At 45.7% G+C, this 15,953-nt stretch carries 12 protein-coding genes and 1 pseudogene; 11 read left to right on the top strand and 2 right to left on the bottom strand.

The window, feature by feature from the left end:
• From ACO0K1_RS18985 to ACO0K1_RS18970, 4 genes and pseudogenes are all read left to right on the top strand, one after another.
• Positions 1-117, top strand: a pseudogene (locus ACO0K1_RS18985) (IS30 family transposase); the annotation flags it as partial.
• Positions 118-514: 397 nt separating this feature from the next.
• On the top strand, positions 515-892 hold the full coding sequence (locus tag ACO0K1_RS18980; RefSeq protein ID WP_423028596.1) for a bleomycin resistance protein: 378 nt from the start codon (positions 515-517) through the stop codon (positions 890-892).
• A gap of 109 nt (positions 893-1,001) precedes the next feature.
• Entirely contained in the window at positions 1,002-1,382 is a 381-nt protein-coding gene (locus ACO0K1_RS18975) for a nuclear transport factor 2 family protein (protein ID WP_423028593.1), read from the top strand.
• A 724-nt stretch (positions 1,383-2,106) separates the two neighbouring features.
• Positions 2,107-2,571 carry a hypothetical protein gene (locus ACO0K1_RS18970; protein WP_423028591.1) on the top strand — a complete coding sequence of 155 codons (465 nt, stop codon included), beginning with the start codon at positions 2,107-2,109 and terminating at the stop codon, positions 2,569-2,571.
• A gap of 277 nt (positions 2,572-2,848) precedes the next feature.
• Here ACO0K1_RS18970 and ACO0K1_RS18965 read toward each other — a convergent pair whose 3' ends face one another.
• Positions 2,849-3,058 carry a hypothetical protein gene (locus ACO0K1_RS18965; RefSeq protein WP_423028589.1) on the bottom strand — a complete coding sequence of 70 codons (210 nt, stop codon included), beginning with the start codon at positions 3,056-3,058 and terminating at the stop codon, positions 2,849-2,851.
• 490 nt (positions 3,059-3,548) lie between these two features.
• Between ACO0K1_RS18965 and ACO0K1_RS18960 the strand changes: the two genes are divergently transcribed.
• From ACO0K1_RS18960 to infA, 7 genes are all read left to right on the top strand, one after another.
• Positions 3,549-6,767, top strand: coding sequence for a hypothetical protein (locus tag ACO0K1_RS18960; RefSeq protein WP_423028587.1), 3,219 nt, complete (start codon positions 3,549-3,551; stop codon positions 6,765-6,767).
• A 347-nt stretch (positions 6,768-7,114) separates the two neighbouring features.
• On the top strand, positions 7,115-7,492 hold the full coding sequence (locus tag ACO0K1_RS18955) for a c-type cytochrome (protein ID WP_423028585.1): 378 nt from the start codon (positions 7,115-7,117) through the stop codon (positions 7,490-7,492).
• On the top strand, positions 7,489-8,925 hold the full coding sequence (locus ACO0K1_RS18950) for a D-arabinono-1,4-lactone oxidase (RefSeq protein WP_423028583.1): 1,437 nt from the start codon (positions 7,489-7,491) through the stop codon (positions 8,923-8,925). Before ACO0K1_RS18955 ends, ACO0K1_RS18950 begins: the two co-directional genes overlap by 4 nt.
• Positions 8,922-10,214, top strand: a complete 1,293-nt coding sequence (locus ACO0K1_RS18945) for an alanine racemase (protein ID WP_423028581.1) — start codon at positions 8,922-8,924, stop codon at positions 10,212-10,214. Before ACO0K1_RS18950 ends, ACO0K1_RS18945 begins: the two co-directional genes overlap by 4 nt.
• Before the next feature lie 244 nt (positions 10,215-10,458).
• Complete coding sequence (locus ACO0K1_RS18940) at positions 10,459-12,837, top strand: TonB-dependent receptor (RefSeq protein WP_423028579.1); 2,379 nt, start codon at positions 10,459-10,461, stop codon at positions 12,835-12,837.
• Between the two features lie 126 nt (positions 12,838-12,963).
• Positions 12,964-13,683 (top strand): TetR/AcrR family transcriptional regulator, encoded by a 720-nt coding sequence (locus tag ACO0K1_RS18935; protein WP_423028577.1) that lies wholly within the window; start codon positions 12,964-12,966, stop codon positions 13,681-13,683.
• A 459-nt stretch (positions 13,684-14,142) separates the two neighbouring features.
• Entirely contained in the window at positions 14,143-14,403 is a 261-nt protein-coding gene (gene infA, locus ACO0K1_RS18930; RefSeq protein WP_186913897.1) for a translation initiation factor IF-1, read from the top strand.
• A gap of 450 nt (positions 14,404-14,853) precedes the next feature.
• On the opposite strand, the gene ACO0K1_RS18925 is transcribed toward infA, so the two are convergent.
• On the bottom strand, positions 14,854-15,953 hold a 1,100-nt coding region (locus ACO0K1_RS18925; RefSeq protein WP_423028575.1), incomplete at its 5' end, for a hypothetical protein.

Genomic DNA, 15,953 nt, shown 5'->3' with positions numbered 1-15,953 from the left:
ACACAACAGGAGATTGATCACGCCATGAATAGACTGAATAATCGACCAAGAAAAAGGTTAGGATACCTTACACCCAATCAGGTATTCTTCAAAAATACGCTTGCACTTCAAAATTGAACTCGCGTTAGACTTTAATATATGAAAATCAAGGCATTCAATGAAGTGGCTATTTACCTTTCTTCTTAGCTTAATGTTACTCATCGCGTTATGGCTGCCTACTTATTTCACGGCGTATAAAATGAAACAAAACAGGCGAGAAAATTCATTTCGACGACTTTGGCTCTATTTGTCGATGCAATTATTGGTGGCTGTTGCGTTGTGCTTGCTCGCCGATTTCATCGGCTTAAGAAATCCTGCCGGCTATGTTCTCGCGATATGTTTTTTCATAAGCGTTTCCGGTGCTGGCATCTACTGGAATTTTAGTCGGATACCAAAATAGGTCAATGTCATTTGGATGGCATAAAACAGTCGAATAAATATCTGGTTACTATAATAGAAAATAGAGGATGTGAACATGAACGACAATATTGATCTGGCCATACCTACCTTACCCTGCCGGTCGATGCAGACAACGACTGATTTCTATCTGAATTTAGGCTTTGAAGGTGGAACGCATGCATTCAATAGAGATTATGCTATTTTTCATCGAGGCAGCATTGAACTGCATTTCTTTACACATATCGAACTTATTCCAGAATTATCCTCTGCTGGCTGTTACATCCGGGTGCAAGATGTAGACAGCCTCTATCAGACGTGCCTACGTAGTAAATTACCGAACGTCGGGCAACCAAGAATTGATCCACTGGAAAATAAACCATGGGGACTAAGGGAATTCGCCGTTGTCGATCCCGACGGCAACTTACTGCGGATTGGCCAAATCATACAAAAGTAGCCCATCAGGAATTCGCGAAATTTTAAGGATGATGATGTGAAGTCATCGAAGGCAAATATCAATCAGAATCATATAGCTATCTTAGAACTGTCAAACGCCATAAACATCAATGAAAGAAATTGAAAGAATGTCGATCGAGTCTCCCATCGAAGTTGTCCAACGGCAGCTCAATGCCTACAATGCCAAAGATATGGAAGCTTGGCTAAGTACCTACGCTGTTAATGCAAAGCAGACCACGTTGCATGGCGAGTTAATTGCTCAGGGACATGAAGAAATGCGTTCTCGAATAATTAGCCGTTTTTCAGAACCAGACTTAGCGGCACGTTTGTTAAGCAGAACAGTTATGAATAACATCGTTGTAGATTTCGAAGTCGTTACCCGGAATTTTCCTGAAGGGCCAGGCACAATCGAGAAGATTTGCATTTATGAAGTAGTAAATGGACTCATTCAAAATGCATCGTTCGCTTTAGGGCAAGCAAAGTTCACTTAACGGCAATAGCAGTACAAGATCTTTTAAATCACTGACATTGTTCGACACGTTTTAATCAATTTGAATCACAACAACAGTTCACAGCAATAGTTCATAGCAATAGTTCGCAGCACTTTTTAACGTGGTCGACCGTAAACCGACGACTCGAAAATCCACGCACGTTTATCCGAAAAAATTTCAACGCCCTTCTAGCGACGCCAACAGGAATTTATCGATTTAGATTGCGGCGCAGGCGATTTTAGATCGTGGGCTTGTGATGTCGTAGACGGTTGTGGCTCATCAGCTTCAAATTTTTTTGATTTTGCGGTTCACGAGAAGCAAGATGAAAGTTGTTCCGGCGATCCAATTATTTGGCCTGTGATAGACATATTTAGGGTTGATCGTGCTAGTTACGAGACAAAATGGGGTCAGCCTACAGACGGCGAGTATGTGAAGTACGAACTAGTTAAGCAGTATCGTCACAAGTAAGGCTTGAAGCTTACTTTACTCCGTGCCTTACACATTACGGACAAAGAACTAGAATCTCAATCGAGTATTCGTATTTGAGAAACAATATACTTTGAGGTGACATCGAATGAATGAAGCAAAAACTACTCGACTAAGACCTGTTAACATGAACAATTTAGTCGTAGGGCTTTTTTCATTTACTTTCGTGAATATACTTAAACGCTATTGGCTTAAATATTGCGTCTACACAAATTCACTTCGTGTAATCAAGCGGGTCATGACCATTTTCCACCATCAGTGGAAAAATTTACAAACCATATTATTGATGTCCGCGCTATGCTCGCTTTTAAGTTGTTGTAGCACTCTGCCACCGACAAGATTAAAATCGATACTGATCTCTGCGGAAATCGACGCGAACCAAGACACTGCAACCGCGATAGATTTCGTTTTCGTTTATAACCGAGATGCGATTCCATTTCTACCGAAAACAGGCCCTGCCTGGTTTGCTCAGAAATTCTTGATCCAGAGTAGTCTAGCCTCAAATATCGACGTGGTGTCCGTGGAGATACCACCGAGTACTAATGTGGATGTTCCTTTGCCATCACGCCATGGAAAGGCCATCGCTGTCTATAGTTTCGTCAACTATATCAATGTGAATGGTCAATATGCGGGAAACTTAACATCATATGAAGATGTTCAAATTGTACTAACGCCAAATACCGTGTTGTACAAGATTAACTAGCCAACATGTTGAGGCTGCTTTGTCATTAACGATTTAAAAAATAGGCACGTTTGTATTGCGCCTTTACAGCCAAGCTATCCGCCGAGTTTCAGCCGAGTTTCAGCCGTGTTATCAGCCATACCATCAGCCGTAAATTTGATCTTACCGTTGAATATTATTCAATGTGAGTCCATCAAATTCAGTACTATTTTTACTTAAGTTAATCCTAGATTTTCCAACCGATAGATATCGTACCGCATAGGGAAACATGGATCGCAAATGGCGTAGGTTCGAACAACTAACGCCGCAGGATACGCTGTTTATGGGCAAGGACTTCAACGAAGTCATTTTCATAAGCCATTACTATCAATCCAATATTGAGCCAACCAATCAACATAACTTCTGTTTCTGACTCATACATAAAATCAACCAACGTCGGTAAAAATAATACGATACCGTAAGCAATGGCCATTTCACACAAGTGATACATCGTCGGCTGAAGTTTCATTTTGATAAAGCTAATAATGGCGCGTTCGACAGAAGAAATTTGGCATTTTGTTAATGTCGGTCACTGACTAACCGAAGTGATGCAAAATTAAAAGGATGCAAGGATACAAAAACGCGTACAAAGAATTTACAAAAAAAGAGCGTAAGTACGTAAAAAATCTATCAAGATATTGCTTAACTTAAAAATATCTCGGAGTGATCGCAAAATCATCCCGACGAAATACCATTTTTGATTTGAATAACTGGTCTGTAGATCGCGATATACCTGCACAGGCACAACGCACCCTCGCAAGATCATAAAATCCTCGCTTACCTCTAGGTAAATTTTGTTGCCCCAAAGTACAATATCGTATCTTCTCTTGAATGGGTAAGCTTCTTCCCGAACCGCATGTGCAGTCAGTGTTGATCACCCGTCTACAATATTAACTAGCATGGTTCATTACAAGATCTGGCAAATCTCGGAAAACCAACGCTACTCTGGAACATCTGGTATGAATTCAACTCTTCGCGCTGCTCTCTTTTTGACTACGTTATCGACACTCACTGCCTGCGGTGGTGGCAGCAGCGGTAGTAGTAATAACAACGCCACAGGCACCGCAGCGCCACCGTCGGTGACATCGTCAACGCCGGCTGCTGTTACGACGGCAACGGTACAGAGTAATTCAGCCAGCAGTATTTCTCTAAGCTGGCCCGCGGTCGCGGGGGCTAGCTATTACGAAGTGTTGCGCAGTCTTGCGCCTGCAGGTAATGCCAGCAGTTTTACTACGCTAGGGAACGTGACGACTAATTCGTTCGTGGACAGCGGTTTGACTGCGTCAACTAGCTATGTCTATCGTTTAATCGCCTGCTCAAATGCCGGTTGTGGCAATAATTTTGATTTTCCAGCGGCCACTGTTGCTCCCCCTGTCGTGATACCGGCGGTACCGAATCCACCGACGTCAGGCTCAGTTACTAGCACACAGATTATTTTAAATTGGGGTAGCGTTGCAGGTGCGTCCAGTTATCAGTTGCAGCGTAATGGCTTTCAGATTGCAAATGCCGCAACTATTTCTTCTCTGACGTATTCAGATACAGGTTTAAGTCCGGCTACAAGTTATGCCTATCAAGTCCAAGCTTGTAATAGCGCCGGCTGTTCTGCATGGAGCCCGGTAAGCAACCTACAGACTGCAGCTGCGCCTGTGATCACCACACCACCTGTGACACCAACACCGCCGACACCGCCGACACCGCCAACACCATCAGCACCGGCTGTTCCGGGACAACCAAGCGCAATTGCTAAAAACAGTAGCAGTGTGACAGTTTCATGGGCAAGTGTGCCTGGCGCAAGCCGCTACGTATTAACGCGAAGTGGTGTCACGATTGGAGGTTCGACGCTGACTGGATTAAGCTTTATTGATTCAGGTTTATTGCCGAACATAGCCTACAGTTACCAGGTAGCTGCATGCAATGCCACAACCTGTTCTGGGCCCAGCGCTGCCACCGTTGCAACGACCAATGCTATTGATCGCATTTTATTAAACGTCACTGGTTTTGATAACACTTCAGGTGCAACATTTTTATTCAGGGTGGATGGGTGGGTCGATGCTGGCGGTGTCTATGGGATAGAAACTCTGAGAAAAAACGGTGTCCTCACCAGCTTCATTCAAACTCAAAGCACCCGTAAATACACTGGTTCAGTAACACAACAACCTGCAAATGGTCAAACTTGTACGAGTTCCCTCGCCGATCCTTCGGGGGTTGCTGGTACGTCCGACGTGACCATCAACATTAATTGTTTAACACCTGCAATCTTGAGTTTTCCGGTGTCGACGAAATCAATGTTGGCACAAATCTCGGGTAATATGCCGCAAGTCGCAATAGCGACGACGACCTCTGGCGTGGTTTTGCCAACCACCGCTATTCGCTATACCAGCAGCAATCCTGGCGTGGCGACGGTCGACAGTGTCAGTGGCGCGATTACGACACTGCAGATAGGTACAACGACAATTACCGCAAGCCTGCCCGCAGATCAATATACGGCATCAAGTGCAAGCTATACGCTGAACGTGGTAGCCAATACTGCCAACTCCCGCTTGGCACATATCGAATTGGCGCAGAGTATGGCACAACGACCCGCCAGCACTTATCAAATTTTGACGCCCGGACGCGATGCGTTGCTGCGTGCCTACGTGTACGCAGTCAATGCGTCTAACACGGGACCGCCGGTTGTCTCTGTGCAGGTACGGGGCAGTAATAATGCCATTACCATGACTTGCCCGGCGGCATTGCCCATCTATGATGGAGACGTCAATATTTCTTATTCGCTGGCAAATCAATGCTATGCGACGATTCCCGGTAGTCAGGTGCATGCAGGGATGATTTTGGATCTCGCCACAACGGATGGCCAGAGTCTGAGCGCCACGCCGATCGTCAACAACAGTAACACCTTGCATTTGACCATCGTGCCTCTGATTATTAATGCCAACACAGCCAATGTACCGACTGCGGCACAGATTGTGAGCGCCTTTAAAAAAGTAATGCCACTCGCATCAGTGGTCGTGAATTTCCATTCCCCCTGGGCGCCAGCGGGTACACTTTCTGACGCGCTGACTGCGACCGGTGACTATGGCAATGTGCTGGGTCAGGTGAATCAACTCAGAGTTACAGAAAATAGTCAGACCCACTATTACGCCATGGTGCCCTCCGTAAAATTCAATGGCACTGCTGGTTTAGGTTACGTACCAGGTTTGGCTGCAGTCGGCAACGATATGCGTGGCGGTGACTACGCGCTGCACAACGTGATTATCCATGAGGTAGGACATAACCTGAGTTTGTCTCATGCGCCTTGCGGTGGCGCGAGTGGGACCGATCCCTACTTTTCAACGACGCCTTTGCCGTGGGTGAATTCGGATACCGCACAGCTCACTGCCGCTCCCTTATTTGATCAGGAAAACAATATACTTTCCTCACCAGGCATTGCAGGTACAAGAACCACTGATTTAATGGGCTATTGCAGTGGTACCTGGTTCTCGGAATATAGCTATCAGAAGATCGCAAACTATATTCGCGGCAAATCTAATTATCAGGTCGCGATACTGGCAGACAACATGCCGTCAGCGCTAGCGAGTAAAAATAGCGTGTCACAACCTATGTTGCTTGTCTCTGGCACAATCTCCGCAGATGAACACGTAACATTGGATCCAGTTCAATTGCTCGGCACTGGCTATCAGGCAGATTCTGAAAGTGGTCAGTTTCAGTTGCGTATCGTGAGTTCCGATGGCAAAACTACCTACCGCGGCTTCACCGCGGTGAGTTTAGATCATGCAGACGAAAAACATATTTCAGTATTAATGCCAGCAATACCTGGCATCGTCAGCATCGATGTTGTCAAGAATGGGAAGCTATTACCAAAAGCTGCCGTCACCGTAAGCGCGAGCACGCCTGCTGCAAGTCCAGTAAAAAAATCGATCGCAGCATTGCCAGATACAGCGACGATTGAACAGACTGGAAACAACTTACATGTGTATTGGAACAATGGTCGTTATCCTTGGCTGACCGCAATTTACATCGCCAAAGACGGCACGCATACGACACTGACAATGCGTGCTACTGGCGGCAATGTCAGTCTGAATCTGGCACTATTACCACCAAATGGCAGCGTACAAATTTCTCTGAGCGATGGACTCAATAGTATTCTGAAAACCCAAGTAATCAACAATACATCCCGATAAGCCTCTACAAACAATCTCTGGTCTGATGACTGGGTGCCGTGGATAAAACCACGGCACCCTTTTTTGCCTTTTTGGCATAAAACAATGAGATCGCCAGGTGCGATTCGACTATTCGTTTTTTTAGAGACACAAAAACAACAACCTCAAAATAACATCCCAAATAAAAAACAACGTTATATAATAAAAACGTTGTTATGTAATTAAATGCAAAAAAAAAAGACCTGCTTAAAATGACCCTCGCATATAACTTTAAAGCCGTAGAGCTGCAGGGGTAGTTTGAGTCTGTTCTAAAAAAATAAATGAGACTAGCCTGTTCACCCGATTGAACAGCGAAAAGAGGATGACCTATGTTAAGAACGCTCATCGTGGCAGCATGTGCTGCCATAGCGCTGGCCGCCTGTACGCCCAAGCCTGTGATACCTACCGCTGAGCAAATCAGCGCTGCTGAAACCGCCTTACCAGCAGACCCACAGGTTGCGGCCATTTACAAACGCTCGTGTATCAGTTGTCACACGGCGGTCAGCAGTACCGCACCCATCGTCGGCTTTGCACCCGCCTGGCAACCGCGGCTTGAACAAGGTATGGCGGTCTTAGTGCAGCATGCACGCGACGGCTATAAAGCCATGCCAGCCAAAGGCTTTTGTAGCGATTGTAGCGATCAGGATTTACGGAGCTTGATTGAATTTATGTCGACCCCGATTCCCACCAGTAAGGAAAAATCATGAGCATTGATCACAAAGACACATCATCACGCTCTTCTCGCAGAACGTTGATCAAAGCAGGTGTAGCGATCAGTGCAGTTGGTGGCCTCGGGGTGTTGGCGGAACTGGCGAAAGTACCAGTCGAAATGGCCGGTTCCCCATTGAATTTACCTTCAGACAAGGCGAACACGCTTACATGGCAAAACTGGTCAGGAATTCAACGCTGTCAGCCAATGGCGATCAATAGTCCTCCGAATGAAAGCGCCGTTGCAGAATTATTTAAACAACGTGCAGGTAGCATCCGTTGCGTCGGTGCCGGGCACTCATTCGTACCATTAGTTCCCACCGATGGCACCATCGTTTCTTTAGACAAGATGTCCGGCATTATTGATCACCAGGATCATCTGGTCAGATTTCTGGCTGGCACACGTCTTTCGCAATTAGCACGCGAACTCGATGGAATTGGCTTGGCAATGCATAATCAACCAGATATCGATGCCCAGTCTTTTGCCGGTGCGATCAGCACAGCGACCCACGGCACGGGTAAAGAGCTACCGGCCTTGCATGCAAAAGTACAATCGCTGCGTCTGGTTACGCCAAGCGGTGAGATTCTGACCTGTGATGACAAATCAAATACGGATCTGTTACAAGCAGCGCGAGTCTCGCTGGGCAGTTTAGGCGTCATTACTGAAGCCACTTTAGAGGCTGTACCTGCCTATCGGTTGCAGCGAAAAGTCTGGTTAAAACCGGTTGAAGAAATGCTGTCTATGGTTTATCAACTGGCAAATCAACATCGGCATTTCGAATTCTATTATTTACCTTTTACTGGTTATGCCGCTGCGATCACGCATGATATTGCGCCTGACGACAAAATTTTCCGGCCAGAATCTGGTGACGAAGCGATGTTGCATGATTTGCGCCAACTACGTGATTGGATGGGACGATTCCCTGACTTGCGACGTTGGGTCGCCAAGAAAATGATCGATCCACAACAAATTGAATCCGCTCAAGACAAATCCTGGAGATTATTATCGACTTCTCGTCCGACCAAATTCAATGAAACCGAATGTCATGTGCCACAAGAACATGGCGTCGATTGCGTGCGTGAAGTGATTCAAAAATTAGAACAAAGGCATGACGTATTTTTCCCATTAGAATTCCGTTTCGTCAAAGCGGATGAAGCGTGGCTGAGCCCATTTTATCAGCGTGAATCATGCTCAATTGCGGTGCATGCTGCCGCTGGCGAAGCTTATGAATATCTGGTGCAAGACATTGCGCCTATTTTCAGAAAATACCAAGGTCGTCCGCATTGGGGGAAATTACACGCACATCAGGCGACTGACTTTGCAATCCTGTACCCTCGCTGGAAAGACTTCTTAGCACTACGTGAACACTGTGATCCGCAAGGTCGCATGCTTAATCCACACTTACGCCAAGTGTTCGGAGTGAAAGCATGATTTCCACAAAACGCCGAAAATTCTTAGCGCTTGCAGGTCTCGGTGTTGCTGGTGCATTGGCACTCAGACCAGGGCAAAAAGGCGCGCCACATTCCGCATATTATGCAGCAATCAGTCAGTCTTTGAAGGCAGCTGGCATTGCGACGCCAACGATGCTGATCGACCGCCAACGTCTGCGTCAAAATGCTAGCAAAATCATGCAGAATATAGGCGGCAAAGTGTCGCAACGACTGGTAGTCAAATCTTTGCCTTCACATGCATTAATCAAAGAAATTACCAGCATCACCGGCAGCCAACGCATGATGTTATTCAGTCTGCCGCAATTACTGACGATGAGTAAAGGTGATACAGACATCTTGCTCGGAAAGCCAATGCCCATCGCTGCCGCAGCACAATTCTATCGAGAGCATGATCCCGTTGCGAGCAGCTTTCGTCCTGCCCACCAGTTACAATGGTTGGTTGATACGCCGCAGCGACTCAGCCAATATCGCGAGTTCGCACAACAGCAAAATGTGGAGATGTTAATCAATATTGAGATTGATGTCGGGCTACATCGCGGCGGCGTAAGTAGCATTCAAACGCTGCAAGAAATGCTGACAATATTGCAGAGTGATTCGCGTTTGAAATTTGCAGGCATGATGGGTTATGACGCCCACGTCGCCAAAATTCATGACCTGCCTGGCTTGCAAAAAGCAGCGCATGAGCATGCGCATGAAACGTACACACAGTTTGCTCATCACGCATTAGCAGCGCTAAAAAATAGGTCCGGCAATCTTGTCCAGCAAGCTTTTACTTTTAATGCAGGCGGCTCACCAACCTATCGTTTATATGATGGCTCAGGCATAGAAAATGAAGTGTCCGTTGGCTCCGCCTTTGTAAAAGGTAGTGACTTTGATTTACCTGGCTTGGCTGATTTGCAGGCGGCGGCATTCATTGCAACGCCAGTGCTGAAGGTGAATGATCAATTTCAAATGCCCTACGGTGTTGAATGGCTAGGCGATGCAGCACGCGCATGGGATGAAAATCAAAAACAGGCGATTTTTATTTACGGCGGTAACTGGCTGGCCGATCCTGTTTCACCGGCAGGCCTGAGCGCCAGCGGGCTGTATGGCACGTCATCAAATCAACAGCTTTTTCTGGAATCAGGTAAGCAAGGCCTCAAGGTCGATGATTTTGTGTTTTTCCGACCGCGTCAGAGCGAAGCGGTACTGATGCAATTTGGCGACATCGCTGTTTACGACGATGGAAAAATTGTTGATATGTGGCCTGCCTTTCCAGCGACTGCCTGATGTCAATAGCGCTTGCTATCAAAGAAGATCAATTCCGAGAATTTAAGGCAGTCAAAAAGAAAATATGAATCAGAAGTTAAGAATCAGAAGTTGAAAATCAGTCGTTGGAAATCAAAAAGCACGTGGGTAACCAGTGAGTACAAAGGACGAGAGCAAGCTCACAAAAAATGAGAATAAACCCAAAATAAAGCCAAAATAAAATCAAAATAAAACCGAAATAAGTTCACTCACTAAAGGAAGAGACATGAAATTCAAGAAGCGTAAAATCGTGATCTGCATTTCGCAAGCCATTTTGATCAGCAGCAGCCTGCCTCTACTCGCTAGCGCTGAAGATCCAGATAATGGACAAATGGTGACGGTCACGGCACAAAGCCGTTCACAAGAAGCGCAAGCAGTACCAATCCCGTTTCAGATTCTCAAGGCGGATCAACTCGAAAAGCTGGCTGCTACGAATCTCGATAGCATGAATGGCTACATTCCCGGTTTAACTGTTGATGGTAATCGCCCGACACAACCAAGTTTTTATTTACGCGGTGTCGGCACACAAGATTTTGGGATCGGTACGGATGCGCCAGTCGGCATTTATGTCGATGGCGTCTATAGTGGAAAAACTGGCGGCGCACTGATGAACTTCAATGATGTGCAACGTATTGAAGTCCTCAAAGGTCCACAGGGCACTTTATTTGGGCGTAATAGTGCTGGTGGCGCGATTTCTATTGTTTCGAACGAACCGTCGGACGAACTCGAAGCAGAGGCATCGATGCGTGTCGGTAATTATGGCAGCAAATATGCGACCGGTCTGCTCAATATCGCGTTTAATCCAGACTGGTCACTGCGTTTTAACGTCGTCGATAATAAGAGTAATGGTTGGTTAACCGACAGCGGTAACGGGCAGAAATACAAAGACAATGACAACTGGGGAACCCGCACTGCCTTGCTATGGAAAGCGCCAGAAAAGACCCGCGTCTTACTGACATGGGAACATGAAGACTTACACCAAATGGCACGTCCGCCGATTTCTTTGGTAACACCCAGCGGAAATGGCGTGGCACCTGCATTCCCAGCAGATCCCTCGACGTTCGTTGATCCACGCAAAGGTGTGATTTTTAACGATACCAATGCCAATAATATTGAAACCCGGCGCTACGATGGCGTCACCTTAAAAATTGAAAAACCATTTTCATGGGGCGACTTTACTTCAACGACGGCGTATCGCCACTTCACGTCTTTTAATCAGGAAGATGAAGATGGTACCAACAACTACGTCACGTTTTTAAATACTGCCAATATAGAAACCAATACGACCTGGCAGCAAGAATTTAAAATCGCCGGTAAAAATGACCGCGCAGATTGGTTAGCGGGTGTAAGTTTCTATAAAGAAAATGCGTACCAAGATAGCCAGGTCAACACCAATACGGATAGCTATAACACCATCGCCAATAATATGCTGGGATTCCCACTGTTCAGCATGCTCAATGCTGGCGCGGCACAGAACGGCCTGCCTTTGAATTTCTTGGGTAATTCCTGGCAAGAAAATATGATGAACAACGGCAACTATCAATCTGCGGCGATTTACGGCGACGTCATTTGGCATTTGCAACCAAAATGGAATCTGACGACAGGCATTCGAATGACCCACGATAGCAAGAGCTTTGCCTGGAACTATCCAAACCGGATTGCTCCCGGGCTTGATAGCGTGATCAATACCGCCAATCAATATGGATTTTTTAATGGTCAAAGTCAGGCCTTGGCTGCATTAACGCAAAACTTTTTTGTCGATAATTCTGCAACCACGAATGCATTAAATATAAAAAGAAGCTGGAACGATACCAGTCCTCGTGTCGTCCTCGATTATCACTACACGCCCGATATAATGAGTTATGCGTCGATCACCAAAGGGTATCAGTCCGGTGGATTTAACTCCGTTTCTATGGGGGCACAATTCCAACCTGAAGAAGTATGGAATTATGAAGTCGGCGTGAAATCCTACTTCAAAGAAGCGAAATTGATGCTGAATGCGTCACTATTTCACTATAAATTCACCAACCTGCAATCGCTGACACTGATTCAGGCTCCCAGGGCGCCGATTCCGGCTTATCAAGTCACTAATAGCGATCAAAATGCAACGGGGCTTGATCTGGATGCGCACTGGGCACCAATGCGTGGTTTAAAGCTCTACGGCAACTTCGAATACATTGATCAAAAATATGCGAATTATGTCGTTCAAAACGGCCCGGATTTATCTGGTCAGCCCGTTGGCACGCCTAAATGGAGCGCGGCTGTTGGTGCCGATTACACGTGGTATGACGTGTTGCATGGTAACGTCGATCTGAGTGTGCAAAGTGCCTACACCGGTGCAACGCGTTGCAATGCAAATTCTGCAGCGCAAATGTCGTGTTTGACCACGCCGGCATTCAGCATTGGCTCGGCACAGATCCGCACTGATTTGCATCTTGGCTGGCAAAGCGAAGACCGCCGCTGGGGTGTCAGCATGTTTGTCAACAATGTGTTTGATAAGCGCTATGTGTTTGACGGCGATCCGATTACTGCGGTTTTGGGGACACCGTTTGCGTCGATCACAGCGCCACGATTGTTTGGTGTACAAGTCAAAGTCAGAATGTAGTCGCTTATCGCTAACTAGTGTCGTCATCACGAAGACGCTTGCGTATAATGGGCACACTTATTCGCCGGGTTTTATTTCCATCACCGGAGGGGCGAGTCAGTGTGCTTTCTTATTTTCTGATAGGACATGAGTGTGACCAAGGCTTCCGCAAATCTACAAGAACGCAAGCGCCGTGAATCCGAGGCTAGAAAAAAACATATTATTTCCGTGGTAAAAGCCTTAGTAAAAAAGGGCGGCGCACGCGAAATCACGATCCGCAAAGTTGCAGAAGAGGCCGGCTTTTCAACAACGATTGTGTATGCGCTGTTCCACGATAAAGCGACTTTGATTACTCAGGCGATGGATGAAACCCTGCTTGAGCTGGTGAAGGTCATGAAAAAAGCGGCGGCACTGAGCGAAGATCCAATCGAACAAATTCGATTTACAGGGAAGGCGTATGTCAAATATGGCCTGAGCAATCCCGATGAATATGCGCTGGTCTTCATGGAACGCCGCCCGCATGCCCCCGTTGAGGCTGCCGAGGTAGAACATGGCAATGCACAACAAGATCCGTACGCATTTGCATATAGCTTATTTGTCAATCTCAAGGCGCATGGCTTGGTGGAAGGTGACGAGACCCGTTTGCATATGATGACGCAGATATTCTGGCAAGGCTTGCACGGCTTAACCTCGATCGGCCTGGTCATGGATGAGGGTGACGAATGGACACCTAAGCTCAATCAACAAGAACAGGTTGATGCCTTGTTGGATGTCATGATGTCGGGCATGTTACAAGTCTTCGCGCCAGTCAAACTGAGCAAGACTGTGAAGCCCAGGAGTCAAACAATACCTAAAAAGAGCACATAAGTCTCCGAAAATGCTTAAAAAATAAGCACCTTAACCAAAAGTATGATGAAGACAATACTGAGGTGAGATTGCCGGAAAATTGTACTATTTTCAAAAAATATCCTAAGATTTTCGGTCAAACCAGCACATCGAGGTATAATCGCGTACTTGTAGCCCGGTTTTCTTTTGATCGAACAGATTTTCTTGTATCTGTGACTCTATCTGGACACCCTCTAGTTGTATGTTGTGGTGACCTTGACCTCGTTTCAATCTCACGCACTGTCTTTGCTTACTGCATATCAGTACCGCAGACTCAGCCTACATAACGTATCATTTTTGCGCCATTGCACACTGCCTGTGCAAGCCACGTGCGCCAAGAACCGAACACCAACGCCCGGCAGGTAATGTTTTTTGCCAGCTGGCATGTATGGCCTGTGATGTGCACGGCTGTACTCACCCTTTTATGAATGTGAATATACAATGGCAAAAGAAGAACTGTTAGAAATGAGTGGTATGGTTGAAGAAGTGTTACCGGATTCCCGTTTTCGTGTGAATCTGGAAAATGGGCATCAGTTAATTGCGTATACTTCTGGCAAGATGCGTCAGCATCACATCCGCATTCTGGCGGGTGATAAAGTGACTTTAGAGATGTCACCTTATGATTTAAGCAAAGGTCGGATTACTTTCCGCCATATTGAGAAACAAAGTGGTGGTGGCGGTCAACCACGTCGTCGTTATTAAGCGTATTGCCAATGGCCAGGCTTAATTACTAATTTAGTATGAAATTAGTAAAAATATTATGACTTGCGAGGTTACAAACGTTTATACGTTAATGTAACCCACAATTTAAAGAAGCCAGATATTTTGGAGGGCATGAAACAGAGCCCGACATGCCTTTATTGTTGCCAATATTGCTGGTGACTTCAATGAGTTATAGGCAAATTTGAGGCAAATTTGAGGCAAAATGAAAATGAATTTTAAGTCGAACCTATCTCATGTCACTTAGCGCAACACGCCTGGTCACTGATTCCATGAATTTATGTACCCGAAATTCAAATTTCTCTCGAATCTCACTCGCCGGGATTGACGTGTATTTACTAATGGATTCGCATTTTGAATCGCCTTCAAAATCCCTTGAAGTGACGTGCATTGCACCGATCATAATTTGCCTCAATTAAAATGCGAAAAGTATTAAATTTTCTCTAGAGAATTTCTAGTAAATGATTTTCCAGCGGAAAGCAAAATACACAGAGATGAAGAACAAGCCATCATAAAAGTAGCGTCAACATAATCGTATTTTGTAGAAAGAGCCGCAGAACATAGCGACCCGATAATCGCCCCAAGGCCAATGAGCAAGTTTCGGATGCCGCCCTCACGTGCTGTATTTTCATTCGTATTAAACCGTTGCAAATTCGTTGTAGCAATGACTAGGATTACGGATAAGCTTGCGCCGCTCATCATTAATCCAAAGCGGATAAGACCTGCTGATAGAAATTCATGTTTTGCAAAAGTTGCGCACAGCGGGATTAAAATTCCTGTCAATAATATCGTCGAAATTAATACTCTCCCAGAGGGTAGGGCGCCAATTCGCTTGGCCAAGGCGGCGCCAACAATCCCACCAATACCTGTCAAAATCATCGCCTCTGCCATTACAGATCTGGAAAATCCGTTAGCGATAGCAAGTTGAGGGAAAATTGTGTTTATCGATGCATCAAAAACTACCATGCAAAATATGGCTGTTAAAGATAATGTATGGAATCTATTTTCAATTTCATTTTTCGGCGCGTCGCCCGATTGAAATTTAGCAGTTGGCGCTATTGATAATCGGTCAGTAGATTGTGATAAAAATAGAGAAATGATAGCGCCAAATAAATAAGCGATTCCTGCGATGATCAAGCCAACTAAACCTAGCATACTTGAACTAAGTAATATTAAAAGTAACGGCACCAAAAATCTGCCGAATTGACGTACGCTCTGCAATCTGGCATTGATGCCAAGTAGGTCAGCGTTTGAGAATTCTACTTTAACGTAATGAATTTCAGCGACTGTCGCTATTCCTCTTAGGCCAGATTTGATGGCAAGCGCAGACCATAGAATAGAGTTATTTTCAAAATTCATTACGATCAATGCCGATGCTAATGCATTAAATCCATGAGAATATGACATGGCGAATTCTAGGATGAAGTGCAATTTATGAACGGTACCGGTTAATGAGGGCAAGATGCGATAGCATTTGTGCCTTTTTGACCGGCCAGTCGAAATTGCATAATGAACTACACACATCTCACCCA

Origin of the sequence: Undibacterium sp. SXout20W, assembly GCF_049340285.1 — a bacterium.
Classification (GTDB): Bacteria; Pseudomonadota; Gammaproteobacteria; order Burkholderiales; family Burkholderiaceae_D; genus Undibacterium.
Note: the sequence above shows the minus strand (reverse complement) of the source record. Positions and strands in the feature narration are given on the sequence as shown.

Excerpts from the sequence above, each read along its gene's own strand:
- ACO0K1_RS18940 (WP_423028579.1), top strand. The coding sequence starts at position 10,459 with ATGAAATTCAAGAAGCGTAAAATCGTGATCTGCATTTCGCAAGCCATT.
- ACO0K1_RS18980 (WP_423028596.1), top strand. The coding sequence starts at position 515 with ATGAACGACAATATTGATCTGGCCATACCTACCTTACCCTGCCGGTCG.
- ACO0K1_RS18955 (WP_423028585.1), top strand. The coding sequence starts at position 7,115 with ATGTTAAGAACGCTCATCGTGGCAGCATGTGCTGCCATAGCGCTGGCC.
- ACO0K1_RS18945 (WP_423028581.1), top strand. The coding sequence starts at position 8,922 with ATGATTTCCACAAAACGCCGAAAATTCTTAGCGCTTGCAGGTCTCGGT.
- infA (WP_186913897.1), top strand. The coding sequence starts at position 14,143 with ATGGCAAAAGAAGAACTGTTAGAAATGAGTGGTATGGTTGAAGAAGTG.
- ACO0K1_RS18950 (WP_423028583.1), top strand. The coding sequence starts at position 7,489 with ATGAGCATTGATCACAAAGACACATCATCACGCTCTTCTCGCAGAACG.
- ACO0K1_RS18970 (WP_423028591.1), top strand. The coding sequence starts at position 2,107 with ATGACCATTTTCCACCATCAGTGGAAAAATTTACAAACCATATTATTG.
- ACO0K1_RS18935 (WP_423028577.1), top strand. The coding sequence starts at position 12,964 with ATGAGTGTGACCAAGGCTTCCGCAAATCTACAAGAACGCAAGCGCCGT.
- ACO0K1_RS18975 (WP_423028593.1), top strand. The coding sequence starts at position 1,002 with ATGAAAGAAATTGAAAGAATGTCGATCGAGTCTCCCATCGAAGTTGTC.
- ACO0K1_RS18960 (WP_423028587.1), top strand. The coding sequence starts at position 3,549 with ATGAATTCAACTCTTCGCGCTGCTCTCTTTTTGACTACGTTATCGACA.
- ACO0K1_RS18965 (WP_423028589.1), bottom strand. The coding sequence starts at position 3,058 with ATGAAACTTCAGCCGACGATGTATCACTTGTGTGAAATGGCCATTGCT.